The organism is Campylobacter concisus, assembly GCF_002913225.1.
GTDB classification, from domain to species: Bacteria; Campylobacterota; Campylobacteria; order Campylobacterales; family Campylobacteraceae; genus Campylobacter_A; species Campylobacter_A concisus_J.
In genome coordinates, this window is sequence record NZ_PPAW01000023.1 from 30,301 (window position 1) to 56,112 (window position 25,812).

Sequence of the window (25,812 nt, forward strand, 5' to 3'; positions counted from 1 at the left end):
TAATATCCTTGCTTCAGCGTTAAAATTTTTTCAAAGAATTTAAGATAACGCCCAAATTTCGCTAAAAAGTTAAAATGGATTTAAAATGCTTTGGGATATAATTTGCGATAAATTTATCAAAAGGCTAAAGTGATGATAAAACAAATTTCTGGTTCGCAGATGATAAGCGAAGCCTTGCACGAAGAGGGCGTTGACATAGTCTTTGGCTATCCAGGCGGCGCAGCCTTAAATATCTACGACGAGACATATAAACAAACTTATTTTAAGCATGTCTTGGTTCGCCACGAGCAAGCGGCCGTGCACGCAGCAGACGGATACGCAAGGGTTAGCGGCAAAGTGGGCGTTGCATTTGTGACAAGTGGTCCTGGCTTTACAAACGCAGTTACAGGCCTTGCTACGGCTTACAGCGACAGCATCCCAGTTGTGCTTATAAGTGGTCAAGTACCAACCTTTATGATCGGCACAGATGCATTTCAAGAGATCGATGCGGTCGGAATTTCACGCCCCTGTGTCAAACACAACTTCTTAGTAAATAGCGTCGAGGAGCTACCTCGCATCATAAAAGAGGCGTTTTACATCGCAAGATCAGGCCGCCCAGGACCAGTTCATATCGACATCCCAAAAAACGTCACTTCAAGGCTTGGCGACTTTGTCTATCCAAAAGAAATTTCTATCCCAAGCTACAAGCCGACCTACAAAGGCAACTCTAAGCAGATCAAAAAAGCAGCTGCTGTGATAAATGAAGCAAAGAGACCACTTCTTTATATAGGCGGCGGTGCAGTCGCGTCAAATGCTAGCGAGATCATCCGTAAATTTATGCAAAAAACAGGCATTCCAGCAGTCGAGACACTTATGGCTCTTGGCGTGCTTGACGCAAAAGATGAGCTAAATTTAGGCATGGCGGGCATGCACGGCAGCTACGCTTCAAATATGGCGCTTAGCGAGTGCGACCTTCTCATCTCACTTGGCGCTAGATTTTGCGATAGGGTCACAGGCAAAACTGACGAGTTTGCCAAACATGCAAAGATCATCCATATCGACATCGATCCAAGCTCTATCTCAAAGATCATAAACGCCCATTTTCCGATAGTTGGCGACCTTACAAACGTGCTAAGCGAGCTTTATGAGGAGGTGAAAGGTGAGCCTAAAAACTATGCGCCTTGGAGAGAAATTTTAGATAGATATCAAAAGCTAAATCCTCTTGGCTACACAGATAGTGACAAGGTCTTAAAGCCTCAATGGGTGGTTGAAGAGACCGCAAAAATAGTTGGCCCTGAGGCTATCATCGCAACTGACGTTGGTCAGCACCAGATGTGGGTAGCGCAGTTTTATCCATTTAACCGCGCAAGGCAGCTTGTCACAAGTGGCGGTCTTGGCACGATGGGATACGGCCTCCCTGCAGCGATCGGAGCAAAGTGCGCTATGCCTGATAATCTAGTCATAAATTTCACCGGCGACGGCTCGATACTTATGAATATCCAAGAGTTGATGACCGCTTATGAGACAAATGTCCCTGTCATAAACATCATCTTAAACAACAACTTCCTAGGCATGGTGCGCCAGTGGCAGACATTTTTCTATGAAAAGCGCTACTCATCGACTGATCTTAGCTTGCAGCCTGATTTTGTAAAGATCGCTGAGGGATTTGGCGGCGTTGGCTTTGTTTGCAAGAGCAAAGATGAGTTTAAAAAGGCTTTAAAAGAGGCGATCAAGAGCAAAAAATCAGCTCTTATCGATGTTAGGATCGACCGCTTTGAAGACGTGCTTCCTATGGTTCCAGCAGGGGCTGCGATTTATAATATGATATTAAAGAGCAAGGAAGAAAAATGAGTATCAGAAGAACGATTTCGGTTATAGTTTTAAATGAACATGGCGTTTTAGCTAGGATTTCTGGGCTTTTTGCGGGCAGGGGCTACAACATCGACACGCTCACAGTCGCTCCGATACCTGAGAGCAACTTCTCAAGGCTAAGCATCGTCACAAGCGGCGATGAGAGAGTTTTAGAGCAGATCGTAAAACAGCTTCACAAGCTCATCCCAACATATAAAGTCATAGAAAGTGGCGAATTTGTCGAAAAAGAGATGGCACTTGTGAAAATCCCGCTTGGTGAAAATTTCGCTGGTCTTGAGGTGATACTAAAGACATACAATGGCATCGTCACAAACACAAATGAAAACTACATCGTTGTCATGGTGGCTGACGATGCGAGCAGGATAGAGAGCTTTTTAAAATCGATCAAGAAATTTAACCCAGTTGATGTCGTGCGCGGCGGATCTGTGATAATGGATATATGATGAAACTAAGCGAAATAGCCTTAAAAGTAAATGCTACTTTTAGCGGAGAAGATCTTGAAATTTTTGCTCTAAATTCTTTAAAAAATGCAAATAAAGCTGAGCTAACATACTGCGATGGCGAGAAAAATGCTAAATTTATAAGCACTTCAAACGCTGGAGCCATCTTGGTGACAAAATCGCTTTTAGACTTAGTGCCAGCTGGCATGGTAGCGCTTGTGTGCGACAACCCGCACCTTGCGTTTGCTATCCTTAGCAAAATTTACGCTAAGCCACTTTTTTGCAAGCCAAAACCATCAAATATCGCCGAGAGTGCAACTATAATGCCAAATGTCTATATCGGCTCAAACGTGAGCGTGGGCGAAAACACGATAGTGATGGCTGGGGCGTTTTTGGGCGATAACGTGAGTGTCGGCAAAAACTGCATCATCCACCCAAACGTCGTCATCTATAATGACTGCGTGGTGGGCAACGAGTGCCACCTGCTAGCAAACTGCGTCATCGGCAGCGACGGCTTTGGTTATGCGCATACAAAAACTGGTGAGCATGTGAAAATTTATCACAATGGCAATGTTGTTTTGGGCGATTTTGTCGAGATCGGCGCTTGCACGACGATAGATCGTGGCGTTTTTGAAAGCACAATGATCGCAAACTACACAAAGATAGATAATCTTGTTCAAATAGGCCATAACTGCGAGCTTGGAAATGGCTGCCTCATCGTATCACAAACTGGGCTTGCTGGCTCAACAGTGCTAGGCAGAAACGTCGTAATGGGCGGACAAAGTGGCTCGGCCGGTCACGTAAAAGTGGGCGACTTTGCGCAGATTGCAGCACGTGGAGGCGTGAGCAAAGACCTACCTGGAGGCAAAAAATATGCTGGAGCTTATCCGATAATGGAGCTTTCAGAGATGTTTAAAATCCAGGCTAAGATGATTAGATTTTTTAGAAAAAACTAAAAATTGCAATAACGTAGCTAGAAGATCATCTCATTAAGAAAAAATAACTTCAAATTTACTTGGCAGGTTGGATCAACTTGCCAAGCTTTCATATAAAATTTATACAAAAAAATATCTAAAAATAGGGCGGTTTAGCTATTTAGAAATATGACTAAACGCCTAGAAATTTAGCAAGGGCAAAATAAAATATAGCCGATGAGATAGCAGCTGCAGGAAGCGTAATGAGCCAAGCTAAGATGATAGGTCTTACCATTTTCCAGTTTGCATTTTTATTTACGATACCAATGCCCAAAACAGCGCCTATTAGGATATGCGTTGAGCTAACTGGTATGCCAAGCTTTGTTGCTAGAAGTATGACGATACTTGAGGCAAGCTCCGCGCTAAAGCCAGTCGTCGGCAAAATTTCAGCTAGTTTTGAGCCAATAGTTGTGATCACTTCTTTGCCTAAAAACCAGAGTCCAACAACAAGCGAGATGCCAAAGGTTACCATTGCGATGCTTGGTATGGGTGAGCTTTCGTTTATAGAGCCAGTTTTTAGCACGTCAAGCACGGCTGCAAATGGTCCAACTGCGTTTGCGATGTCGTTTGCGCCATGTGAAAAAGCAAAAGATGAAGCGGTAAAAATTTGAAACCATGAGAAAATTCTATTGATGCTCTTTTCGCTATCGTTTTTGCTCATGACGTTTATGATAGCAAGGCTTGCAAGATACGCTAGAGCGCCGATGACAAAGATGATCCAGACTGTTTGGATGATGCTAAAGGCTAAATTTATATGCTCAAGCCCTTTAAAAAGCATCATTGATGAGATAACCATCGCAGCAAATCCAGCGATGATAGGGATGTGCTTTTTCATCGCTTTAAAAGTATCTATCTCTTTTTCGCTATCTTTCATGATGCGAATTTTTGAGCGGTACTCGCTGTATTCAGTGGTTTCGATCTCGTCCTCATCGATAACTGCGATCTTTGAAAGAGTGGCTATCTGCTCCTCAGCTGGCTTTGTTTTAAGCGCTTTTATGAAGCTTTCTTTATAGGCTTTTCTCTCAGCTTTTAGCGCTTTTAAATTTGTCTTTAGCTCGTGCGTTGGCTCGATTATTTTGCTCTTTACATAGCCAAATATAATGTAAGACATCACGCCACCAAGCAGTGGTGAGATGACCCAGCTAACGGCGATCCTGCCGATCTCGCCCCAAGAGACCATATTAAATGGCTCAGGATCTTTTATCATAAAACCCATGGCAAGTCCTGCGCCAACGATGCCGCCAACGATCGAGTGAGTTGTCGAGACTGGCAAACCCTTTTTAGACGCATAAAATAGCCAAAGACCAGAGCTTAGAAGGGCTGAGATCATGATGATGACAAATTTCATCGGGTTTATGTCGCTTGGAAATTTCACGATCTCGTTTCTAATGGTATTTGTAACCTCAGATCCTGCGAATATCGCACCGCTAAGCTCAAAAATAGCGGCGATAACGAGAGCTTGTTTTAGTGTGAGTGTTTTTGCGCCAACGCTTGTGCCAAAGCTGTTTGCAACGTCATTTCCGCCGATATTAAACGCCATAAAAAGACCAAACATGCCAGCGATCAAGAATAAAAAGTAGTTATTTGTCGGGATGTATTGATAGCCCCAAACGAAAAATCCAACGCTGCAAATCGCAAAAATAACTAACGCCAAGAAGTTATCTCGAAGCAATCAAGCCCCCTTGTAAGAGTTTTTAGCAAAATTATATCTTGAAAATTATTAAAGTTTTTAGAATTTTCTCACTTTAAATGATACTAAATTATTATATGTTAGAATTTGGCAAAAATATTAAGGATAAATTTTGGTTATAGCGATCGATCTTGGCTCAAACACCTTTCGCGTGGCACTTATAAAAAAAGTGCAAAATGGCTTTGGTAACGAGCAAATTTATGAAAAGATAGTTGGAGCTGCAAGGGGCTTAAACGAAAGTGGCAAGATAGGCTTGGAGGCTAAAAATAGGCTCTTTGTTGCGATAATGGAGGCTAAAAGCAAATTTGACTTTACTAAATTTAAATGCGTGGCAGTTGCGACTGAAGCTTTTAGGGTGGCATCAAATAGCGAAGAAATTTTTAGTGAGATAAGAGAGAAATTTGGCATAAATTTTCATATCATTGATGGGCAAGCTGAAGCAAAACTTACATTTTTAGGCGTGCAAAATGCCTTAAGAAAGCTTGGCATAAATGATAAATTTAGCATCATCGACATCGGTGGTGCAAGCTCCGAGATAGGTGAAGAGGGAAAATTTATAAGCTTTAAATTTGGCATCATCACCTTTTACGAGAGGTTTAAGACGCTTGATTTGATGCAAGAAAATGCAGAAATTTATACAAAAGAGGCAAGGGAATTTCTAACAAGTCTTGACAATAGACTTATCGTGCTAACTTCTGGTGTGCCGACCACTATCGCAGCGCTAAAGCTTGGGCTAAACTACGAAAGCTATGATCCAAAAAAAGTGAGCGGGTATGAGCTTAAAAATGACGATCTTGCTTGGTTTGTAAATGAGCTTTTAAAGATGGATGATAAAAGTGCTGATGCAGCAGTTGGAAGAAGTAGAAAGTATCCGCTCATCGCTGGAACGCTGCTTTTAAAAGAGCTTTTAAGCGGGCAAAAAGCGAAATTTATAGTAATAGACGATGGGCTTAGAGAGGGCGTTGGGGCGGCTTATCTGCAAGGCATATTTCAAGAAATTATCACAAAATTTTAGTTATGATTTCAAAAATTTAAAGGAGAGAAAATGAGTATAAGAGAGCAAATTTTAGCTGATATAAAAGAGGCTATGAAGGCAAAAGATGAGTTTAAAAGGGACACTTTAAGAACGCTAAATGCAGCACTTAAGCAAGTAGAAGTCGATCAAAGGATCGAGATGACGGACGAGGTCGTGCTTCCGCTACTTCAAAAAGAGATCAAAAAAAGGGCTGACTCGGTTGAGCTCTATCTAAAGGGAGCAAGAGAGGATCTAGCCAAAAAAGAGCAAAGCGAGATCGAGCTTATCAAAGCATATCTGCCAGCTCAGCTAAGCGATGATGAGCTAAAAGAGAAGATCAAAAGCATTATTGAAAAAGTTGGTAAAAATTTAGGCGCTGTGATGAAAATGGCAAAAGATGAGATCGGAGCGAGCGCTGAAGCAAAACGCATAAGCATAATCGCAAAAGAGCTTTTGAGTTAAATTTTTAAATACACTTTCTAAAAGCCTGTGCGTTAAATTTAATGTGCAGGCTTTAAAATTACTTTATTATTAAATTTGAGAGCGATAAATTTTTAAATTTGGGCTAGGGCGGTTTGCTAAATTTAAATTTATATTTTAAAGCAGGGATTTAATTTAATCTTTAGTTTTAAAATCAACAATAAAACATTATAGATTTTAAATTTGAAAAAATTAAGGAAGTAAAATTTAAAGTAGAAAGTTGGCTAAATTTGAGCTTCTTGTCTCGCTATAAATAGCAAAATCCAAAAACAATTTTTCTTGCAAACTCCAAATTTGCTTGGCACTGTCCTCAAAGTGCCAGACGTTATGGTGGCAAAAGGCGCATTTTAAAGCTTTGCCGCAAAAATGGAGACTTTAAAAAGCAGAATTTATGAAGTCTAACTAAATTTTAACCTTGTTTTGTAGTGAAAAATTCGTAAATTTAAAAACAAAATCTCTTAAATTTACAGACTTTTATAAAATATCCATCCAAAAACAAATCTAGATAAATTTTTAGCCTTGTTTTATAGCTACCTTTCTTACCAAAAGAGGTAAATTTTAAAAATCACTAAAATTGCAAAATACACTTGCAAGCACAATAAAAAAAGAATTTGATATATAAATTTAAAAAGCTAGACCCAAGGCGAGTCTAGCAAATTTGAAGTTATTTTGAAGCGACCATTTCGTTGTATGAGTTAAATATCTCTCTGCTAAGATCTTCAAGCTTTCTAAACTCAGTGACAAAATGTTTTAAATTTTTCTCGTTATAGCCCTTGCCAGCTTCTGTCAAGATAGCTTTGATGTTTTTGTTAAACTCATCTACCAAATGGCGTGATTTCTCGTAAGTTTTAGTATGACTAAAGCTCTTTGCGCACTCATTTTCATACCACGCTACAAGATCGTCTGCGTCTTTTGCTATATCATCGCTGTAACCTTGCTCATTTACCGTATCTGAATAAACGCCCACTTTATAGACGATGATAGCTATCTTTGCAATGATGCCAAAGGTTTTATCTTCTACATATTTTGATCTTTGGGCTGTCTCTTTTGCATTTTGGTTAAAGCTAGCTAAAGTTTGCTTGAAATTTTCAACATTTGCCGTGGCGATCTTTGAGATTTCATCTATCTTTTTAGAATTTTCATCTATATCTTTGGCTTCTTGCTGAAGTGTTTGGATATTTACGCCGATCTCGTGTGTCGCTTTTTGGGTATTTTCAGCTAGTTTTCTAACCTCATCAGCGACAACTGCAAAGCCACGTCCATGCTCGCCTGCGCGTGCCGCCTCGATGGCTGCGTTTAGAGCTAGCAAATTTGTCTGTTCAGCTATATCTTTTATCAAATTTACAACCGAAGTGATATCGTCTGTTCTGCTATTTAGCGTACTTATGGCGTGGCTTGAGCCCTCTATCAGCTCCTCAAGTGAGCTCATATTTACGCTTAGCTCATTGATGCTTTGCGTCGTATCCTCGGCGATTCTAGCCGTATCTTTTGCCATGAGTGCCATTTGGCTAAGGTTTTTGATACTCTCATTTAGATCGTTTCTAACATCTTCTATGCCGTCGTTGCCATTGCCAAGTGTGTCAAGCTCTTTTGAAAGCAGACCTCTTACTTTACTTTTTTGACCTTCTTTTATGCCAACAACACCATGGCTCATGAAAGTAGCATTTTGTTTAAAGGTTCCACGAAATCCCTCTGTAAAGATATTTCTATATGTTAGTCCGCTTTGAGCAGCATCTATCGAGGTTGAAATTTCTCTTTGAAGTGCTTCTACTTGATCAAGCAAGTCATTTATACCAAGTGCTACTTCATAAAGTGGGTCATTTTCTTTTACATTTACTATCCTAGGCTCTAAGATGCCGTTTCTAGCTGAGCCTACTACGCTTAAAATTTCATTTATAGAGTCAAGTTTTTTTCCAAACATATTATAGCCTTTGTAGGTTATTTACAAATTCATCATAACTTAGATTTTTTTCGTTTAAAAAATCAGTTAAAAATTTCATCGAAGCATCCATGCCACCGCTCTTTTCTACAGATAATAACTTTTGATATATAGGCTCTATCACCTCAATCGCCTTTGGATTTGGCTTGCGTCTAACTGAGTAGTAACCAACCGTGTTATTGCGGTCATCAACTGAGGCTGTGATGTTTGCAAAGACCCAGTAATATCCACCATCAAAGCTTTTGTTTTTGACATAAGCAAAAATTTCTTTTTTATCTTTTATATGCTCCCAAAGTAGCTTAAAAATAGCTCTTGGCATATCTGGGTGTCTTACGATGTTGTGAGGCTTACCCAAAACTTCAGCTTGCTTTGCTCCAACTATCTTTAAAAATGGCTCGTTACAATATGTAATACGTCCTTTTAAGTCGGTCTTTGAGACCAAAAAGGCGCTCTCTTCGACCATGTGTTCTTTGTTTTCAGACATCTTCTCTCCTTTAAGATTTTAATTATTTTAGTTTTTAACGGCTTTTGATAGATCCCACATCGGCAAAAATATACCAAGAGCTAGTAAAAGCACCATGCCCGCTATAAAAACGAGCAAGATAGGCTCGATATAGTTTGAGATATTATCAATAATATCGTTAAATTTCATCCTGTAATAGTCAGTTACTTTTCCAGTCATATCGTCTAAGCTACCGCTTTGCTCGCCAGCGCTTATCATCTGTATGAGCATATTTTCATATAAATTTGTATCTCTAAAGGCCTCCGTTAGGCTAACACCCCTACCAACAAGTATCTTAACGCCGCTTAGCTTCTTTTTGATATCCTTGTTTGAGACTGTTATCACAGCCGTATCAAGGGCATCTGCTATAGGCAAACCAGCACGAACAAGCTCTGTAAAGATGAGGTTAAACCTACTCATATTTGAATAAAATATGATCTTGCCGATGAGATAGACTTTCAAAAGGTATTTATCGACCTTATCTTGAAATTCTTCACTATCAAGGTAGTATTTTCTAAGTAAATATCCGATAAATGCAAGTGCTCCAAGGATATAAAAGCCGTAGTTTGTCATGACGTATTCGATATTTAGCAAAATTTTAGTTGGCAGTGGTAGCTCTGCATTTAACTGCTCGAAAATTTCTCTAAACTGTGGCACAACAAGTATCATAAGGATAACAAAGGCTATGATGATCGCACAGATGACGGTTATCGGGTAGCGGATAGCTTTTTTAAATTTTTGCTGATTATCCCAGACTTCTTGCAAGATTGAGGCGAGCTTTGCAAGCGCGTCAGCCATATTACCAGTGCTCTCACCAAGCCTTATCATCGCTAGCGTCACGTCGCCAAGCTCTTCTTTAAAATTTTCTATGCTATTTGTGAGGCTTGAGCCTTGATTTAGCTCCTCATCTATGGTTTGAAATATAAATTTCAGGCGCTTATCCTCGGTGGAGTTTGCAACCTCTTTAATGCTATCGTGGATAGAAATTCCAGCATTTGTCATAACGCTAAGCTGTCTTATGGTGGCAACCAAATTTGGGATTTTGACCTTTGGACTAGTAAAAGCCTTTGCGATCACATTTTGTAAATTTTCAAAGTTATTTATGCTAGAAGTTTGCGTCTCTTTGATCTTTACGATCATACCAGTGACATTTGCTTTATCTTTGATCTCGCTTTTATTGTTCGCTCTTAGGCTCATCTTATGGCGTTTGCCGTTTTGGATGTACTCAACCTCAAAGTATTTCATATCTTAGCAACCCTATAAACTTCTTCAAGCGTAGTTATGCCATTTGCCGCTCTTATGACACCATCATGGAACATATCTATAAAACCCTCTTCGTAAGCTACGCTTTTAAGCTCATCTTTAGAAGCGCCATTTGCGACCATACTTGCTATATGGTCACTAATAGGTAAAATTTCACTTATCATTTCACGTCCAAGATACCCTGTTTGTGAGCATTGCGGACATCCGACACTTTTGTAAAACTGATAGTTTTCAGGGACAAATTTCTTAACCTCGTCAAATGCCTTTTGAGATAGAGTGATCTTTTGTTTGCAGTGTGGGCAGAGCTTTCTAACAAGCCTTTGAGCCTCTATGCAAACGAGCGCGCCACTTACTAGATAAGGCTCGATACCCATATCTATCATACGAGGAAGCGCGCTAATGGCGTCATTTGTGTGAAGTGTAGAAAAGACAAGGTGACCAGTAAGTGCCGCTTGTATCGCTATGCGAAGCGTCTCTTGATCCCTGATCTCGCCTATCATTATGACGTCTGGGTCTTGTCTCAAAATAGAACGGAGCGCTGAAACAAAGGTAAGACCAGCCTTTTCATTTACATGCACTTGTTGGATCATATTTAGCTGATACTCAACCGGGTCTTCAACTGTTATGATCTTAGTTTTTACGCTTTTTATATCATTTAGCGCACCATAAAGTGTAGTAGTCTTACCTGATCCTGTTGGACCAGTGACTAAAATGATACCATAAGGTGCTTTCATGCTCTTTTTAAATTTAGCAAAGTTATCAGGATGCATGCCAAGATCTTCTAAATTTATAATAACCTTTGACTTATCAAGAATTCTTAAAACTATACTTTCGCCATTTAATATAGGTAGCGTCGAGATACGAAAATCATACTCTTTGTCTAAAATTTGAGCTGAAAATCTACCATCTTGTGGGCGGCGGCGCTCTGCGATATCCATGTTTGAAAGTAGCTTCATACGGCTAACCATCGGCGGATAGATATCTTTATCAAATATAAATGTCTCACTTAGCATGCCATCGATCCTGCTTCTTACGATGCAGTTTGTCTCAGTTGGCTCGATGTGAATGTCGCTGGCTCTGCTTTGGATAGATGTTTTTAAAATGATCTCTATTAGCTTTAAAATTCCAGAGTTTTCACTGTTTTGACCTTGGCTAGCTGAGCTTGAAAGCTCTCTTCTGATCTCTGTTATCACATCTTTTATGCTCTCATTTAGTGCTAGCTTGCTTATATATTTTTCTATCTGAGTTGGCTGAGCGATGGCAACTTTTAGTAGTTTTCTATTAAATAAATTTTGCACCTTATCTTGAGCCATAACGTCAAATGGATTTTTAAAAGCGACATATACGCTTATCTCATCTTCTTTTACTGGGATCGCGCTATATGTCTTTAGCTGAGCGGTGCTTAGCTTCTCGCTGATGCGGTAGTCGATATCGATATCATCAAGGTCAAAGTATAAAACCTTAAATTTCTCGCTTATAAATTTAACAAAAGCCTTTATATCAAGCTCAAGGTCGTTTGAAATTTCATCGATATTTACATGTCCTCTTCTATAGATATCAGACAAAATTTCCATAAAGTCTTCATCATTTAGTAAATTTTCATCTCTTAAAATTTTAACAAGACCTTTGCCTTCTTGCTCGCTTATCTGCTTTATCTTTTCTATATCTGATGTGCTTAGTTTGCCGTTTTGTTCTATATTTTTTAAGATTACATTTTCTACATTTTTCATTATCTATACTCTATTTGTGATTTCAGGTCGTTATTTTTAAAAATTTTAAGCACTAACTTTGGTATTTGTCCATTTGTTGGGCTTATCTCATATCTTGTGTCAGAATTTGGCTCTTCAAAGATAAATGTACCAAGCTCTTCGACATACTCTTTTTTTACAAATTTATCAAACAAAAATGAAAGTATATAATCACTCTTTGGAAGTCTGATATAGCTTATATCAACGCCATCTATCATAGCGTGAAATAAGAGCTTTTTCTTAAATAAGATGTCAGCAAAATAGGCAGCATTTTCTCTTGATTTTTCGCTCTTTACTAGCTTATCAATCGGAGTTGCTAGCCTGTTTAGATCATTCATCTTTATGCAAGCGATGCCGAACATAGAAATTTGCTCTTCGTTATTTTGTGTTTTTAAAAAGTCCTCAACCTTTTGGTTGCAGACTTTTGCGTAGTTTGCACTGTTAAAGTCATCCCTAATCTCAGTTAGGCTAACAGCAAAAACTTCACAAACAAAAACAAAAAAAATAGCAAAAAATTTCATAATGTTCCACTTTTTATCTTATTTATAAGCTCATTTATCGAAGCTTTGTTTAAGTTTTTATTATACTCCCTTAGAGCTTTGACGGCATCATCACTTTGCTTTAGCTTATATTTTGACTTTGCAAAGATGATCCACGACTCCTCTAAGCTATTATCTATATCGTTTGCAGCAAGCGACCACTTTATAGCTTCTTTAAAATTATTGTTTCTAAAATTTAATCTCGCAAGTTCAAGTGCAATAGTTGGATTATTTGTCTTTAAAAATTGTTCTCTTAGCACGCTCTCTTCATTTGATGCCGAAGTTACTTGTATATTTACACGCTTTCTAGCTGGCTTTGACTCAAGATCTATCACTTCATCTTGTGGCACGCTTATGCTATTTTGTTCGGTAAGTGGCTCTTCATCAGGGATGTTTAGCTTAAGCCAACCTTGTGAGCTTCTTTGCCTTTTTGGGTCATTTTTTGAAGTGTCGTTTGTCTCGTTTATCTTTACAACCTCTTCAAGCTTTTTAGCTATCTTGTCAGCTAGCTCATCTTGCTTTTTACCCTCTTCAAATTTAGCCTTGGCAACCTCACTCTTTTGCTTTAGCTCACTAAGAACGCTTACATTTGTCTCATTTTTTTCTACCATTTTTACTGTGGTTGCATTTTTGGCTAAAACTTTATCGCTTTTATTAGCAAGACTTGGAGCTTTCTCTATGCTTAGCACTATCAATGCAGCTAGCAAAATGATGATAAGTAAAAGCTCTATGATTAAAATTTTAGAGTTTTTGGCATTAAAAATTTTATGCAAAAAGCCACCATTTTTTTTCTTGTAGCTCTCATAAAGCTTTTCTAGTCTTTGAATTTCTTGTGGTTCAAGCATCGATTAGCCCCGCATCAAGTGCAGCCATGGTGAGCATCATGGTATTTGCCTTATCACCGCTAAGCTTTGAAGGCTGATACTGCTCGTAGTATTCGCAAATTTCATAGAATTTATACATGATCTTGTTTAGCGTTCTTAAATTTCCACCGCAAAATGAGTAGGCACACTCGTAGTCTTTTTTATCAAATTTAAGGTATTTATCATAATTTTTTTGACTAAGCTTTCTTTGCAAGTATATGATGATCTCATTTACATCAGCGCTACTTAACTCGATACTCTCCCAAATTCTAGTCTGAAAATAATCTTTTGCCAAAATATCTTCATTTTCAGTTTTATGTATCGTAAAGAGAAATTTAAACATCCTAGTATCAGCCATAAGCCTTATCTTCTCGATAAGCTCAGTCGGATAGAGCTGCGCTTCATCTAGTATAACCGTCATTTGATTTTTTAAAATTTCATCTTTACTACTAAAGTCTTTTGAATAAAATTTTATAAAGCTCTCAAAGTTGTTTATATCTTCAAGCTTTTTTCCATAAATTTGCTCACAAAGTGCCTCGATAAATGTCGCCTCGCTAAAAAATGGATGCGGGAAAAAGATGAGGCTTTTATCTTCTTTTAGATCATTTGCGATCTTGTTTAGCAAAAAGGTCTTGCCGCTACCTGGCTTACCATAAAACAAGATAAGCTTAAGTGGCTTTTTTAGAGCTAAAACTATCTTGTTGTAGCAGCTTATAGAGTTGTCTAAATTTACGAAATTTAAACTCTCGTCTTCGTCTATGAAAACATCTTTTATATGTGTATAAATATTTTCGTTACTCATAGATCGATTTAGAAAATCCTAGATCTTTTAGCGACTGCTGAACTGGTTTTGGATCTTCAAGATCAACAACTCTTGGCGTGATGACAAAGATAAGCTCAGTAGTTCTTACGCCATCTCTTGTGCTTTTAAAGACACTTCCTATCAAAGGTATGTCAGCTAGAAGTGGCACAGCTGTGTTTTGCTTATCTTTGGTCTGTCCGATAAGTCCGCCAAGTATGATCGTATCGCCACTATTTACCTGAACTACGGTTGAGAGTTTTTTCTGAACTGTATCAGGGGCGATCTCTCTAATGGCTGTATTTTGTGATCTTGTGTCATCTTCTGCATATTTAAAGCTACTTAAGCTTGGGTTGATGCGAAGCATGATCTTGTTGTTATCTGAGACTTCTGGGAGTAAATTTAACAAGATACCGATAAATACAGAGTATTGCTTATAAGTTGTTGTAAGCCTGTTGTTATTGTTATTGTTGCTACCATTATCTGTCTCTTCCATGACGCGGTAGTTTATATTATCACCCACAGAGATTAGCGCTTGCTGGTTGTTTAGCGTGGTTACTTTTGGACTTGAAACGACCTTTGTTTTGCCATTTGTTTCAAGGAAATTTATCATACCATCAAGACTAAAGTTTAAATTTGCAGCGATATTTAGTGTGCGTCCAAAGCCATCGCTTAAGCTATTGCCCTTGTTTGTCCAGCTTGCATATGAGCTAGTACTAGAACCTGGGTTACCAATATATGAGTTAAATCCAAGCTCAAATTTACTCCAATCAACACCTTGTTTATACTCATTGTTTAAATCAACTGCGATGATAGAAACATCGATGATGACTTGTTTTTTAAGTCTTCTTTGCATCTCAGCTATATATTTTTCAACGCGTTTTAGCTGAGAAGGGGTAGCTGTAACAGTAATAAGTCCAGCATTTTGGTTTATGATAGGGTCTGGCGCTGTGATATGCTCACTGCTATTATTTAAGATAGCTTTTAGCTCAGCATCAAGCTTCTCCCAGAAGTCAAATTTCTCAGTTGTTCTTATCAAGTTATTTTCATTTTTTATATCGCTCGAACCATTATCGCTACTTGAACTATTGCCTACCTCTGATGGAGAGGCATCAACAGAAGCTTTTGTAATGGCTGTGCCTTCACGGATAGAGGTTATATAGTCTATTTTAAAAATTTTCGTTTGAAGCGATGAGATTTTTAAGACATTATTTGAAAACTCATAGCTTAAATTTTTCTCATTTAAAAGCAGATCAAAGACCTCGCTTAGGCTCATGTTTCTTATATTTACGCCAAAGACTTTATCATCGAGCTCTTTTTTGCTGTAAGCATCTTTTGCAACGATACTAAAATCACACATTTCAGAGAGCTGATTTAAAACATCTCCAAGACTTATGTCGTCTGTGATCTTCATACTAAAATTTTTACTCAAGCATGTGCTTGGTTTTGCCATTATAGGGGTAGCTAAAAATGAAGCTAACACCGCAGTTATAATAAATTTACTTAATTTTGATACCAACATTTTTACTTCCATTTTTAAGAGTTAGTTCTTGTTTTTCACCATCTTTTACGATGATAACCTTGCTGCCATAAACACTTGTGATATTGTAATCATCAATCATATCTCCCACTTTATACCACTTGCCATTTATATTTGCTTTATTTAGCAAAATAGCCTTTAGCATAAACCCCCTTGCAGAAGAGTATTTTGTAGTGTTTTGATCGCCTTTTGGAGCAACTGGCAAATTTAGCTTGAAAGGATCTTGCAAGCTAGAAATTTCACCGCTATTAAGCCCTTTTCTTTGCTCCTTTATCTTAACAAAAACTTCATCATAGTTTTTCATCTCGCCTTCAAACTCACTGCCAAATAGACCAAGAGATAAAATTAAAAATAAACCAAATTTTTTCATTAGTACTTCATACCCCACACAGAGATAGAGAGCTTAGCTCCTAGATCTTTTTGAGTGGAATTTATATCCATCTTGTGAAGATCTACTACGAGTTTTGACTCTTCAAGTCCGTTTATATAGCTAAGCATATCTTTAAAATTTCCAAGGCAAGTGACATCTATATTTAAAATTTGCTCTATCTTTTGGAAATTTGGCTCTTTTATATCGCTTTTAAGCTCTAAAATTTTTATATTATTTTGCTTTGCTAAAAGCACGATACTATCTATATAGTTTGCCCAGTTTTGATTGTCAAAAAGCAAAAAAGAAAGCTCTTTAAGCTTTGAATTAAAATAGGTATTAAATTTCAAAATATTCGTGTAGCGAAGTTTTAGATTGCTTAAATTTCTATTTTCTTCATTTATCTTGAAATTTCTATCGCCATCAGGAGAGCTTACTGAGGCTAGATAGTTTCTGGTGTTTTCTAACTTTGTAGAAATTCTCGTATGTTTATCAAGCTTTTCATCAAAGAAATTTTGCGCAGGATCAAAGCATAGCATATAGACAAGGTAAGCTATAATAAGCGCTGAGCCAAGGAAAATGAGGTTTGTTTCGTTTGGCTTTTTGCTATCAAAGTATTGATCTATTTTGCTTAAAATATCTTGTCTCATTGTCTAATCTCTATGCTTATATTACTTTCATACTCGTGTTTAGCGTCATCTGAGCGAATTTTTTTAGTATTTACCAAGTATTTTTCATCTTTGCTGATATCTTTGATCAACTGGGTTATCCTTTTTTCATTATCGCTAACTGCAGTTATAGTCAAATTTCTATCGTTATTTACGATGTTTGTGATATGAACTGCATTTAGATTTAAAATATCGGTAATTTTAAAAAGATTTAAACCCTTCATAGCGTAATTATCTTTTTTATTTTCGATCTCAGCAAGCAGACCTTTTCTAAAATTTAGCTTTTCATTCTCTTTTTGAGTTTGCTCTTTTACCGCCTCTTGTTCTCTTGAAATTTTAGCTAGCGTCTCTTTTATCTGCATCTCTTGGGCGTTTAGGACGCTATATTCGTCATTTAGTCTTGCACTGTCTTTTTCTAAAACAAGACCAGCTATGTAGTTGTAAGCTGGATATAACATACTTAGCGCAAATGCCGCAGCGCAAGTGAGCAAAAATTTACCACTTTTTCTTTTGACAAATGGATCTGGGCGAAGCATATTTGAGAGGTTAAAGTTCTCATAAAATGGCTCTTTGGTATAAAATCTACCAAATAAAGCCATAACATTATAACGCTCGTTGATAGTATAGTTTTTATTATTTATCGCAACTTTTATATTTATATACTCTGCATCCAAACCAAGTTTGGTTGAAATAAAATTTGCAAAATTTTTGATCTCATAGTCACAATCTATGTAAATTTTCTTTATAGATATGCCATTTTGGCTATTTATAATATTTAATATATCGTTAAAATAAAAAATATAATCTTCAAAAACTGTGTTTAGATCGTAGTTAAAGCCATCATCATCTTTATTTACAAGTCCTCTTTGAGACAAAACTTCGATAAATTTTTCATCACTCAAGCGATCGCCGCTTTGCTCTAAGAATTTATCTTTAAGATAGTTTAGGTTATAGCGAATTTCTCTAGCTGTAAAAAAATCACCATCTAAATATATACTTAAAAATGATTCATCTTTTCTAAGTGCGATAAAGCAGTCTGCTTGAGTGCTAGGCAGCAAGCCTTTTTTGTAAATAGCAGAGTAGATCAAAGGCTCAGGCGCAAGGTAGTCGATATATGGGACTTTTTTTGCAACCGCTTTAAAGGTCGAATTTATATCTTCATTTGTGATAGCAAAAACAGTAAAAATTCTCTCTTGAGCTTTTGTAGTGCCTTCTGAAAAGAATATCTTATTGTCAAGCGCAGGATCAAGTGAGAGCTCTGCATAGGCTTTTGAATAAAGCTCCTCATAGAGGGTGTCGCTATCAACGCTTCTAGGGATAAAAATAGTTGTTGTTTTTAGATCTTTAAATTTTATATATGAGATGAAAAAGTCGCGTTTATTGACTGTTTTTGAAAAGTTAAAAGCTTCTACATTGCTGTTGTGATAACGAAATCCTTTATAGTCATACGGATCTATTGCGACTATAGAAATTTCACTATTTTTTTTAATATTCATCATGAATCAAAAAACCTTCCTAAACGCTTATATTGGGTATTTTAATATCTTTCTAATAAAAAATCAATAGCCGATTATCTGATTTAGGCTCTTTTCTTCTTTACTCCAGCCTTTTTTAACGACTACATCGAGCTTTAGAAAGACCTTTGTGTTTGTTAAATTTTGTATTAACTTTCTTGCAAAAATTCCTATTCTTTTAATAGTTTCACCATTTTTCCCGATGATCATGCTTTTGTGGATGTCGCGCTCCGTGATGATGCTAGCATAAATTTCAGTTATGCCAGTTTTTTCTTTTACACTTTTTATGATCGCGTCGCTAAGATAAGGTATCTCATCGCTTAAATTTTCATAGATCGCTTCAAGTATAAATTCTCTAAAAATTTCCTTCTCGTTTGTCGGCGTAAGAAATTCTGGATCATAAAAGTACTCATGCTCTGGCAAAAGCTTGCAAATTTCATCAAGAAGCGGCTTTTTATAGGTAGGCTGCTTGGTGCTAAAAGTAAGCAAAGCTGCAAATTTATCTTGAAATTTCTGGTACTGAGTGATCTTTTCAAGCACTTTTGCATTTGAGCTCTCATCGACTTTTGTTAGCACTAAAATATGCGGTTTTTCTGGATTTAGAGCTAGAAATTTCTCATAGTCGCTTGTATCATCATGGATAGGCGCTAAAAATACGATGAGATCGCAGTCTCCCATCGATTTTATAGCTTGGCTGATTAGTAGTTGATTTATCGCCTTGTTGCTCTCGTGAAGTCCTGGCGTGTCGGTGAAGATGATCTGATCTTCGCCGTTCATAACGATGCCATTTATCTTTCTGCGAGTTGCGTTTTGCTTGTGCGAGACAATGGCGATCTTTTCGTTTAATAAGGCATTTAAAAACGAGCTTTTGCCAGCATTTGTGCGTCCTATGATGCTAACAAAGCCTGATTTCAAAGTATATACCTCGCTAGATCTTGGTCCTCAACCACGTCTTTTAGGCGCTCTTTTACAAGCTCTTTTGTCACATTTATCTTCTCGCCTCTCTTTTCGCTAGCCTCAAAGCTGATATCTTCTATCACGCGCTCGATCACCGTGTGAAGGCGTCTAGCGCCGATATCTTCCATCTTTTCATTTGCTGCGTGAGCGATCCTTGCTATCTCTTTTATCGCTTCGTCGTCAAATTCTAGCTCGACGTTTTCAGTTGAAAGAAGCGCGATATATTGTTTTAAAAGCGAATTTTTTGGCTGTGTTAAAATTTGATAAAGCGCATCCTCATCAAGGCTATCAAGCTCGACCCTTAGTGGGAAACGGCCTTGAAGCTCTGGAATGAGATCGCTTGGTTTGCTTATGTGAAAGGCGCCAGCTGCGATAAACAAAATGTGATCTGTCTTTAAATTTCCAAATTTGGTATTTACATTTGAGCCCTCAACGATAGGTAGCAAATCTCTTTGCACGCCTTCTTTGCTTGGGTCTTGCCTGTTTGAGCTACCTGAGCCAACGGCAACCTTATCGATCTCGTCTATAAAGATAATGCCCTCGTTTTCAGCTCTTCTTAAAGCCTCTGTTTTTACGCTCTCAAGGTCTAAAATTTTATCATTTGCCTCGCTTTGAAGGGCTTTTTTGGCGTCTTTTACCTTCATCTCTTTTTTTATGTTTTTGCCACCGATGCCAATTATCTTTATAAAGCTCTCTTGCATCTGCGCCATATCAGGTGGCACGTTTGAGCCAGCTTCAAGCGGGTTTTGCTGCACCTCTATCTCGATACTTAGCTCGTCAAGCTCGCCATTTCTTAGCCTATTTAGCATTTTTTCATAGCTCTTTGCATATTCTGCTTGCTTCTCTTCGCTCGCACCCTTTGGAAGTGGCGGAAGTAACTTTGAGACGATCTTTTCTTCGATGTAGGCATTTATCTTGTCTTGGTTTTTCTCGCTTTGCTCGTTTTTTACGAGGTTATATGATGCCATAGCAAGGTCTCTTACCATACTTTCAACGTCACGACCGACAAAGCCAACCTCAGTATATTTACTAGCCTCGACCTTAATAAAAGGCAGCCCCATCATCTTTGAAAGACGCCTTGCGATCTCGGTTTTACCAACGCCAGTTGAGCCGATCATCAAGATATTTTTTGGCATGATGTCATCTTGCAAGCTCTTTTCAAGCTTCATACGGCGGTAGCGGTTGCGAAGTGCGATCGCTATGATCTTTTTGGCGTCCTTTTGACCGATCACATAGTCATCTAAAAATTTAACAATTTCTCTTGGTGTTAAGTTCATTTTCTCTCTTATTCTAAAACATAAGTTTTGATGTTTGTATTTGTATAGATGCAAATTTCGCCTGCGATCTTGAGGCTCTCTTTAACTAGCTCCTCTTCGTCGATATCGGCAAATTTATCTAAGGCACGGGCCGCTGAAAGTGCGTAGTTGCCGCCACTTCCGATAGCTGCTATCTTGCCATCTTCAGGTTCTACTACATCACCAGTGCCACTAAGTAAGAAAATTTTATCCCTATCAAGCACAAGCATCATCGCCTCAAGCTTTCTTAGATACTTGTCCTTGCGCCACTCTTTGCTAAATTCTATCACCGCCTTTAGCAAGTCACCCTTTGTATGCTCTAAATTTTTCTCAAACATATCAAAGAGGTTAAACGCGTCAGCAGTGCTACCAGCAAAGCCAGCTAGGACTTTGCCGTTGTGAATTTTGCGAATTTTTACGGCATTGCCCTTTAAGACGGTGTTGCCAAAGCTAACCTGTCCGTCGCCACCAATGACCGCTTTATTTTTGCCTTTGTAGGCTAAGATGGTTGTCGCATGAAACATCTACTCTCCTTGCACATCAACCTTTAAGGTCGCATTTATCGAGTGACCAAGCTTTATAGAGACATCATAAAGACCAACTGCTTTTAGGTGCGTGTCTAGGTCGATAGCCTTTTTCTCAACTACCAAATGATGCGTCTTTTCAAGCTCTGCTGCGATCTCCTCTTTTGAAACTGAGCCAAAAAGCGAGCCATTTGCACCAAGAGTTTTCTTGACGACGACTGTCACTTTTGCAAGCTCTTCTTTAAGCTTTTCTAAATTTGCGATCTCATATTTTAGCTCTTCAGCCTTTCTTTTTTGAGCTGCCTCATATTGACGAAGGACATCTGGAGTAGCTGCTTTTGCAAAACCTTTGCCGATTAAGAAGTTGTTGCCGTAGCCATCTTTTACCTCTTTTATCTCGCCAGCTTTTCCAAGTCCTTTTACATCTTTTATTAATAATACTTTCATTTTTATCCTTTTAAATTTTATTTTTAGTCAAATTTTCGCCCATTTTTGCGTGCGATTATAAAGCGAAGTGCATTTAGCTTGATAAATCCAGCTGCATCTTTTTGGTCATAAACGCTATCTTCTTCAAATGTGCAGTATGCCTCGCTAAATAGATTATCATCTTTACTGCTTCTGCCAAGGATAGTCACGTTGCCTTTATAAAGCTCAACTTTTACAGAGCCATTTACGTGCTCTTGGCTCTTGTCGATGAGTGCTTGGAGCATATTTCGCTCAGGTGACCACCAGTAGCCGTTATAAACTAGCTCGGCATATTTTGGCATGATCTCATCTTTTAAGTGAGCTGCACCGCGGTCAAGCGTGATGCTCTCTATCGCACGGTGTGCTTTTAGCATTATCGTGCCGCCTGGGGTTTCGTAGCAGCCGCGGCTCTTCATACCAACTGAGCGGTTTTCTACGATATCAAGTCTGCCGATGCCGTGTTTTGCGCCAAGGCGGTTTAGTTCGGTTAAAATTTCAGCTGGGCTCATTTTTTTGCCATTTATGCTCACTGGATCGCCTTTTTCGTAGCCAATCTCGATGATCTCGCTCTTATCTGGAGCATCTTTTGGGCTTACTGTCCATCTCCACATATCATCTTCTGGTGCATGGCTCGGGTCTTCAAGTACTAGGCCTTCGTAGCTTATGTGAAGTAAATTTGCGTCCATTGAGTATGGGCTTTTGCCTGGTTTTTTAGTAATATCTATGCCATTTTTCTCAGCGTATGCCAAAAGTTTTTCGCGGCTGTTTAGATCCCATTCGCGCCATGGAGCGATGATAGTTAGATTATCGCCAAGCGCGTAGTATCCAAGCTCAAAGCGAACTTGGTCGTTGCCTTTGCCTGTTGCTCCGTGGCTCACGCCGTCAGCACCAACAAGTCTTGCGATCTCGCTTTGGCGTTTTGCTATTAGCGGGCGCGCGATTGATGTGCCAAGCAGATATTCGCCCTCATAGATGGCATTTGCTCTAAACATTGGAAATACATAATCACGTACAAATTCTTCTCTTAAATCTTCAATAAAAATATTTTCAGGTTTTACGCCAAGCGCTAGGGCTTTTTTGCGTGCAGGCTCTAGCTCTTCGCCTTGTCCGATATCAGCTGTAAATGTGACTACTTCGCATTTGTATTCATCTTGAAGCCACTTTAAAATAATACTTGTGTCAAGTCCGCCTGAGTATGCTAAAACAACTTTTTTTACATCTTTTTTCATAGCTGTCCTTTTGTTGAAATGGTCGTATTTTAGCCTAAATTGATTAATTTTTAATAAATTAATCTAATTTCTAATGTAAGCATTATTTTAAAAACTCCATAGCTATTTTCATGGAAATTTATCATTTAAAATTATGATAATTAATATTGTTTTTATGCTTGTTTTGTTAAATTTGCGTTTCGCTTTCATTATCAAAAATTAAATTTAACAAAAGGATATCCGTGAATAGATCAAAATTTATCGCCATTTGCCTTAGTGCTTGTGTGGCAAATTCTCTCTATGCAGTAGAGAAAGATAATAACGAAACCAAGCTAGATGGCGTCGTAGTAAGCGCGAGCGGCTTTTCGCAACAGATAAAAGAAGCCCCTGCAAGTATAAGCGTGATAAGCGGTGATGAGCTAACAAAAGATAGCTTTACCTCACTTCACTCAATCGCGCAAAAAGTGCCAGGCGTAAATGTCGTTGGTGGCGAGGACGGGGCAGCTAGTGGCATCTCGATACGCGGCATGGAGAAGTCTCAAACGCTAGTTTTGATTGATGGCAAAAGAGTAAATTCAAGCAGCGCAAATCCAAAGGGTGGAGCAGGGGATGTGAACTCAAATTTCATCCCACCAGCTGAAGCGATCGAGCGTATAGAGGTCATCCGTGGCCCTATGAGTTCGCTTTATGGTAGCGACGCGGTTGGAGGCGTTATAAATATCATTACCAAAAAGGATTTTTCAAAATTTAGTGGCAACGTCGGCATCTCAACCACGATAAACACTCACAAAGGCATAGGCGACGGCAGGCAGGGCGACTTTTATCTAAATTTACCTCTTTATAAAGAGTTTTTAGCGCTTCAGCTTTGGGGTTATAAAAAGCTAAGAGATGAGGATAGTTACGTTGGTGGCTATCAAAAGAGCGATAAGAGAAATTTAAGTGCAAAACTTTGGATCACGCCAGATGAACACAATAAATTTTTCATCCTTGGCTCAAATGAAAGACACGACTACTCGCGCACCGTCGGCAAAACAGCCAATCCAAATCCAAGAATGAACGTCTTAAACGCTTATGACTACGAGAAAAAGAGCTATGGCGTGGGCTATCTTGGCGAATTTGATAGCCTAAATGCTGATCTTAGCTACATTTATGACCAGACACAAAGAAGTAGCCTTTTTGACAAATTTATACCAGCAAAAGTTAAAAATCACAACTTTAACTCCAAATTTACAACATTTTTTGGCGCACATGCACTAACTTTTGGTTATGACTTTCATAAGCAAAATGTAAATACAACCTTCATCGTCTCAAATGCCTCAAAAAACGGCCTTGAAAGCCCAAAAAGCTACTCTATGAGCGAGCATGCTGGTTTTATCGAGGATGAGTGGCAAATTTTAGATGAGAAGCTCTTTTTAACGCTTGGCTCAAGGCTCACGCACAACGAATTTTTTGGCAACCACCTCTCGCCAAGAGCCTATCTAGTCTATAACGCCACAGATACGCTAAGCTTAAAAGGCGGCGTAGCGACTGGTTATAAAACACCGGACGTCAATCAAATCTCCCCAGAAGTAGGCACTATTCAAAAGTCTTGGAGTATAGTTGATTTTGGTAACAAAGATCTAAAACCAGAAAAGAGCACGACCTATGAAGTTGGAGCATATTATGACAATCAAGCTGATTTTAGAGGCTCGGTAACGCTTTTTAGAAATGAATTTAAAGATAAGATCCTAGACACTGATGGCAGCAAAAGAGTAAATGGAATTCCAGCCTTTGGCACTTGCACAAATGCACCAGACGTTACTTGCCCTGGTTGGGGAACTTACTTTAACATTGAGGGTGCGACCGTTTGGGGCGTAGAGCTAAGTGGCGACTATGACATCCTTTCAAATCTAAATTTAAGCTCAAACTACACCTATAACAAATCAAAGATAAAAACTGGCAACCCAACGATAAATACGCCAAGAGGTCCTATGAAATTTAGCCAAACTGGGCTTAACAGACTTGATGGCAAAAGCCTAACAGCAACGCCAGAGCACACATTTCACGCCACGCTTACATATAAGCCTGTAAAAAGCGTCAAGACATTTTTTGGTGCAAACTACGAGAGCAAGCTAACAAGCGTAAATTTTGGTGCTGGTAATAGTGTAAGAGAGAACACAAAAGACCTACTCACCTTCGATACAGGCGTCAGCTGGGACGCAAACAAGCACCTAACGCTTAGCCTCAATGCTTATAATATCTTTGATAAAGTAAGATACGATGAGGCGCTTGTGGGAAATACATATTACTTTTATCCGCAAGAAGGCAGGAGATTTTGGTTTAAGGTCGCTGCAAAATGGTAAGAGCGTTTAAATTTTTGCTTTTTACGCTTGGTGTGACGCAAATTTTACAAGCAGCTCCGCAACAAACGCCTGAGCCACTTAGCCAAAAAGCTGCTAGTAAATTTGAAATTTCAACCTTTAAAATGAGCGCAAATGATGAAATTTATAAAATTTTTACAGCCAAGCTAAAGGGGCAAGATAAGTTTAAAAATGTGCTTTTCTTGCTTGACGCAAACGCTCAGTTTAACATGCTCTTAAATGAATTTGATGGCAAGACCGCTCCGCTAATAATAGGCATAGGATATGACACAGACAAAAGCTACGAGATAGAAAAACGCACAAGAGATCTCACGCCAAAGGCAGAGGGCGAGGAGTTTAGCAAAGGTGGCGGCGCAGATGCGTTTTACCACTTTTTAACTAGAAATTTAGTGCCACTAATCGATGAGAAATTTAACGTGCAAGGCAGCCAAAAAAGCCTTTATGGACACTCTTTTGGCGGTCTTTTTACGCTTTATGCTTTGCTTAAAAATGAGGGCATATTTTCAAATTTCTTTATCGCTTCGCCATCTCTTTGGTGGGGTGGGTCTGAAATTTTAAAGCAAAATGTGAGCGAGGGTAAATTTAAAGAAAAACTAAAGGCTAAATTTGTCTTTCTTAGCGTTGGCGAGCTTGAAAAGAGAAAGGGCAAAACCGACAAAGCTGGCATTTTAAAGGCGAGTGATTTGGCTCAAATTTTAAAGCAAAGTGGGGTAAATTCTCACTTTGAGCTTTTTAAAAATGAAACCCATGGCAGTGTCATACCTCTAAATTTAAAAGAGCTTTTAAAATATCTAAAGGATTAAAAATTTAA

At 38.5% G+C, this 25,812-nt stretch carries 24 protein-coding genes; 7 read left to right on the forward strand and 17 right to left on the reverse strand.

The window, feature by feature from the left end; all coding sequences use genetic code 11:
* Positions 1–135: 135 nt before the first annotated feature.
* The 3 genes from CYP26_RS05405 to lpxD are packed head-to-tail and all read left to right on the forward strand — an operon-like array spanning position 136 to position 3,247.
* The gene (locus CYP26_RS05405) at positions 136–1,830 is read left to right on the forward strand and encodes an acetolactate synthase large subunit (protein ID WP_258031424.1); all 1,695 of its coding nucleotides are present in this window, start codon (positions 136–138) and stop codon (positions 1,828–1,830) included.
* A gap of 2 nt (positions 1,831–1,832) precedes the next feature.
* On the forward strand, positions 1,833–2,294 hold the full coding sequence (ilvN, locus tag CYP26_RS05410) for an acetolactate synthase small subunit (protein WP_258031425.1): 462 nt from the start codon (positions 1,833–1,835) through the stop codon (positions 2,292–2,294).
* The gene (gene lpxD / locus CYP26_RS05415) at positions 2,294–3,247 is read left to right on the forward strand and encodes a UDP-3-O-(3-hydroxymyristoyl)glucosamine N-acyltransferase (RefSeq protein WP_103630672.1); all 954 of its coding nucleotides are present in this window, start codon (positions 2,294–2,296) and stop codon (positions 3,245–3,247) included. The genes ilvN and lpxD overlap by 1 nt, the downstream gene beginning before the upstream one ends.
* Before the next feature lie 151 nt (positions 3,248–3,398).
* Here lpxD and CYP26_RS05420 read toward each other — a convergent pair whose 3' ends face one another.
* Positions 3,399–4,937, reverse strand: a complete 1,539-nt coding sequence (locus CYP26_RS05420) for an inorganic phosphate transporter (protein ID WP_103630673.1) — start codon at positions 4,935–4,937, stop codon at positions 3,399–3,401.
* Between the two features lie 130 nt (positions 4,938–5,067).
* Between CYP26_RS05420 and CYP26_RS05425 the strand changes: the two genes are divergently transcribed.
* Both CYP26_RS05425 and CYP26_RS05430 read left to right on the forward strand, forming a co-directional pair.
* Positions 5,068–5,970 (forward strand): disulfide bond formation protein DsbA, encoded by a 903-nt coding sequence (locus CYP26_RS05425; RefSeq protein ID WP_103630674.1) that lies wholly within the window; start codon positions 5,068–5,070, stop codon positions 5,968–5,970.
* A 30-nt stretch (positions 5,971–6,000) separates the two neighbouring features.
* The gene (locus CYP26_RS05430) at positions 6,001–6,432 is read left to right on the forward strand and encodes a GatB/YqeY domain-containing protein (protein WP_103603664.1); all 432 of its coding nucleotides are present in this window, start codon (positions 6,001–6,003) and stop codon (positions 6,430–6,432) included.
* 682 nt (positions 6,433–7,114) lie between these two features.
* Here CYP26_RS05430 and CYP26_RS05435 read toward each other — a convergent pair.
* Genes CYP26_RS05435 through CYP26_RS05510 form a run of 16 tightly spaced genes read right to left on the reverse strand, consistent with a single transcriptional unit; the run spans position 7,115 to position 22,662 of the window.
* Positions 7,115–8,371 (reverse strand): methyl-accepting chemotaxis protein, encoded by a 1,257-nt coding sequence (locus CYP26_RS05435; protein WP_103630675.1) that lies wholly within the window; start codon positions 8,369–8,371, stop codon positions 7,115–7,117.
* 1 nt (position 8,372) lies between these two features.
* Positions 8,373–8,873, reverse strand: a complete 501-nt coding sequence (locus CYP26_RS05440; protein WP_021092381.1) for a PAS domain-containing protein — start codon at positions 8,871–8,873, stop codon at positions 8,373–8,375.
* Between the two features lie 27 nt (positions 8,874–8,900).
* Positions 8,901–10,136: a type II secretion system F family protein gene (locus tag CYP26_RS05445; RefSeq protein ID WP_021089179.1), complete on the reverse strand. Its 1,236-nt coding sequence runs from the start codon at positions 10,134–10,136 to the stop codon at positions 8,901–8,903.
* Complete coding sequence (locus CYP26_RS05450; protein WP_103630676.1) at positions 10,133–11,884, reverse strand: GspE/PulE family protein; 1,752 nt, start codon at positions 11,882–11,884, stop codon at positions 10,133–10,135. The genes CYP26_RS05445 and CYP26_RS05450 overlap by 4 nt, the downstream gene beginning before the upstream one ends.
* Positions 11,884–12,423 (reverse strand): hypothetical protein, encoded by a 540-nt coding sequence (locus tag CYP26_RS05455; RefSeq protein WP_021092328.1) that lies wholly within the window; start codon positions 12,421–12,423, stop codon positions 11,884–11,886. The genes CYP26_RS05450 and CYP26_RS05455 overlap by 1 nt, the downstream gene beginning before the upstream one ends.
* A complete protein-coding gene (locus tag CYP26_RS05460) occupies positions 12,420–13,286 on the reverse strand; it encodes a CDC27 family protein (protein WP_103630677.1) in 867 nt (288 codons plus the stop codon). Before CYP26_RS05460 ends, CYP26_RS05455 begins: the two co-directional genes overlap by 4 nt.
* A complete protein-coding gene (locus CYP26_RS05465) occupies positions 13,279–14,106 on the reverse strand; it encodes an ATP-binding protein (RefSeq protein ID WP_103630678.1) in 828 nt (275 codons plus the stop codon). The genes CYP26_RS05460 and CYP26_RS05465 overlap by 8 nt, the downstream gene beginning before the upstream one ends.
* Positions 14,099–15,625, reverse strand: coding sequence for a pilus (MSHA type) biogenesis protein MshL (gene mshL, locus CYP26_RS05470; protein WP_103630679.1), 1,527 nt, complete (start codon positions 15,623–15,625; stop codon positions 14,099–14,101). Before mshL ends, CYP26_RS05465 begins: the two co-directional genes overlap by 8 nt.
* Positions 15,603–16,013: a hypothetical protein gene (locus CYP26_RS05475; protein ID WP_103630680.1), complete on the reverse strand. Its 411-nt coding sequence runs from the start codon at positions 16,011–16,013 to the stop codon at positions 15,603–15,605. The genes mshL and CYP26_RS05475 overlap by 23 nt, the downstream gene beginning before the upstream one ends.
* Positions 16,013–16,660, reverse strand: a complete 648-nt coding sequence (locus CYP26_RS05480) for a pilus assembly protein PilO (protein ID WP_103630681.1) — start codon at positions 16,658–16,660, stop codon at positions 16,013–16,015. The genes CYP26_RS05475 and CYP26_RS05480 overlap by 1 nt, the downstream gene beginning before the upstream one ends.
* On the reverse strand, positions 16,657–18,177 hold the full coding sequence (locus tag CYP26_RS05485) for a C4-dicarboxylate ABC transporter (protein WP_103630682.1): 1,521 nt from the start codon (positions 18,175–18,177) through the stop codon (positions 16,657–16,659). Before CYP26_RS05485 ends, CYP26_RS05480 begins: the two co-directional genes overlap by 4 nt.
* Before the next feature lie 60 nt (positions 18,178–18,237).
* Positions 18,238–19,107 carry a GTPase Era gene (gene era, locus CYP26_RS05490; protein ID WP_021086219.1) on the reverse strand — a complete coding sequence of 290 codons (870 nt, stop codon included), beginning with the start codon at positions 19,105–19,107 and terminating at the stop codon, positions 18,238–18,240.
* The gene (hslU, locus tag CYP26_RS05495) at positions 19,104–20,426 is read right to left on the reverse strand and encodes an HslU--HslV peptidase ATPase subunit (protein ID WP_103630683.1); all 1,323 of its coding nucleotides are present in this window, start codon (positions 20,424–20,426) and stop codon (positions 19,104–19,106) included. Before hslU ends, era begins: the two co-directional genes overlap by 4 nt.
* Before the next feature lie 8 nt (positions 20,427–20,434).
* Positions 20,435–20,968, reverse strand: coding sequence for an ATP-dependent protease subunit HslV (hslV, locus tag CYP26_RS05500; RefSeq protein ID WP_002940451.1), 534 nt, complete (start codon positions 20,966–20,968; stop codon positions 20,435–20,437).
* A complete protein-coding gene (gene rplI, locus CYP26_RS05505) occupies positions 20,969–21,415 on the reverse strand; it encodes a 50S ribosomal protein L9 (RefSeq protein ID WP_009293837.1) in 447 nt (148 codons plus the stop codon).
* A 23-nt stretch (positions 21,416–21,438) separates the two neighbouring features.
* Positions 21,439–22,662: an argininosuccinate synthase gene (locus CYP26_RS05510; RefSeq protein WP_103630684.1), complete on the reverse strand. Its 1,224-nt coding sequence runs from the start codon at positions 22,660–22,662 to the stop codon at positions 21,439–21,441.
* Positions 22,663–22,883: 221 nt separating this feature from the next.
* On the opposite strand from CYP26_RS05510, the gene CYP26_RS05515 reads away from it, so the two are divergent.
* On the forward strand, positions 22,884–24,983 hold the full coding sequence (locus CYP26_RS05515) for a TonB-dependent receptor domain-containing protein (protein ID WP_103630685.1): 2,100 nt from the start codon (positions 22,884–22,886) through the stop codon (positions 24,981–24,983).
* Positions 24,977–25,804 (forward strand): alpha/beta hydrolase, encoded by an 828-nt coding sequence (locus tag CYP26_RS05520; RefSeq protein WP_103630686.1) that lies wholly within the window; start codon positions 24,977–24,979, stop codon positions 25,802–25,804. The genes CYP26_RS05515 and CYP26_RS05520 overlap by 7 nt, the downstream gene beginning before the upstream one ends.
* The last annotated feature ends 8 nt before the right edge of the window (positions 25,805–25,812 follow it).

Excerpts from the sequence above, each read along its gene's own strand:
- mshL (WP_103630679.1), bottom strand. The coding sequence starts at position 15,625 with ATGTTGGTATCAAAATTAAGTAAATTTATTATAACTGCGGTGTTAGCT.
- CYP26_RS05475 (WP_103630680.1), bottom strand. The coding sequence starts at position 16,013 with ATGAAAAAATTTGGTTTATTTTTAATTTTATCTCTTGGTCTATTTGGC.
- rplI (WP_009293837.1), bottom strand. The coding sequence starts at position 21,415 with ATGAAAGTATTATTAATAAAAGATGTAAAAGGACTTGGAAAAGCTGGC.
- CYP26_RS05445 (WP_021089179.1), bottom strand. The coding sequence starts at position 10,136 with ATGAAATACTTTGAGGTTGAGTACATCCAAAACGGCAAACGCCATAAG.
- CYP26_RS05480 (WP_103630681.1), bottom strand. The coding sequence starts at position 16,660 with ATGAGACAAGATATTTTAAGCAAAATAGATCAATACTTTGATAGCAAA.
- CYP26_RS05435 (WP_103630675.1), bottom strand. The coding sequence starts at position 8,371 with ATGTTTGGAAAAAAACTTGACTCTATAAATGAAATTTTAAGCGTAGTA.
- CYP26_RS05450 (WP_103630676.1), bottom strand. The coding sequence starts at position 11,884 with ATGAAAAATGTAGAAAATGTAATCTTAAAAAATATAGAACAAAACGGC.
- hslV (WP_002940451.1), bottom strand. The coding sequence starts at position 20,968 with ATGTTTCATGCGACAACCATCTTAGCCTACAAAGGCAAAAATAAAGCG.
- lpxD (WP_103630672.1), top strand. The coding sequence starts at position 2,294 with ATGAAACTAAGCGAAATAGCCTTAAAAGTAAATGCTACTTTTAGCGGA.
- CYP26_RS05465 (WP_103630678.1), bottom strand. The coding sequence starts at position 14,106 with ATGAGTAACGAAAATATTTATACACATATAAAAGATGTTTTCATAGAC.
- CYP26_RS05430 (WP_103603664.1), top strand. The coding sequence starts at position 6,001 with ATGAGTATAAGAGAGCAAATTTTAGCTGATATAAAAGAGGCTATGAAG.
- CYP26_RS05485 (WP_103630682.1), bottom strand. The coding sequence starts at position 18,177 with ATGATGAATATTAAAAAAAATAGTGAAATTTCTATAGTCGCAATAGAT.
- hslU (WP_103630683.1), bottom strand. The coding sequence starts at position 20,426 with ATGAACTTAACACCAAGAGAAATTGTTAAATTTTTAGATGACTATGTG.
- CYP26_RS05510 (WP_103630684.1), bottom strand. The coding sequence starts at position 22,662 with ATGAAAAAAGATGTAAAAAAAGTTGTTTTAGCATACTCAGGCGGACTT.
- CYP26_RS05455 (WP_021092328.1), bottom strand. The coding sequence starts at position 12,423 with ATGAAATTTTTTGCTATTTTTTTTGTTTTTGTTTGTGAAGTTTTTGCT.
- CYP26_RS05520 (WP_103630686.1), top strand. The coding sequence starts at position 24,977 with ATGGTAAGAGCGTTTAAATTTTTGCTTTTTACGCTTGGTGTGACGCAA.
- CYP26_RS05460 (WP_103630677.1), bottom strand. The coding sequence starts at position 13,286 with ATGCTTGAACCACAAGAAATTCAAAGACTAGAAAAGCTTTATGAGAGC.
- CYP26_RS05440 (WP_021092381.1), bottom strand. The coding sequence starts at position 8,873 with ATGTCTGAAAACAAAGAACACATGGTCGAAGAGAGCGCCTTTTTGGTC.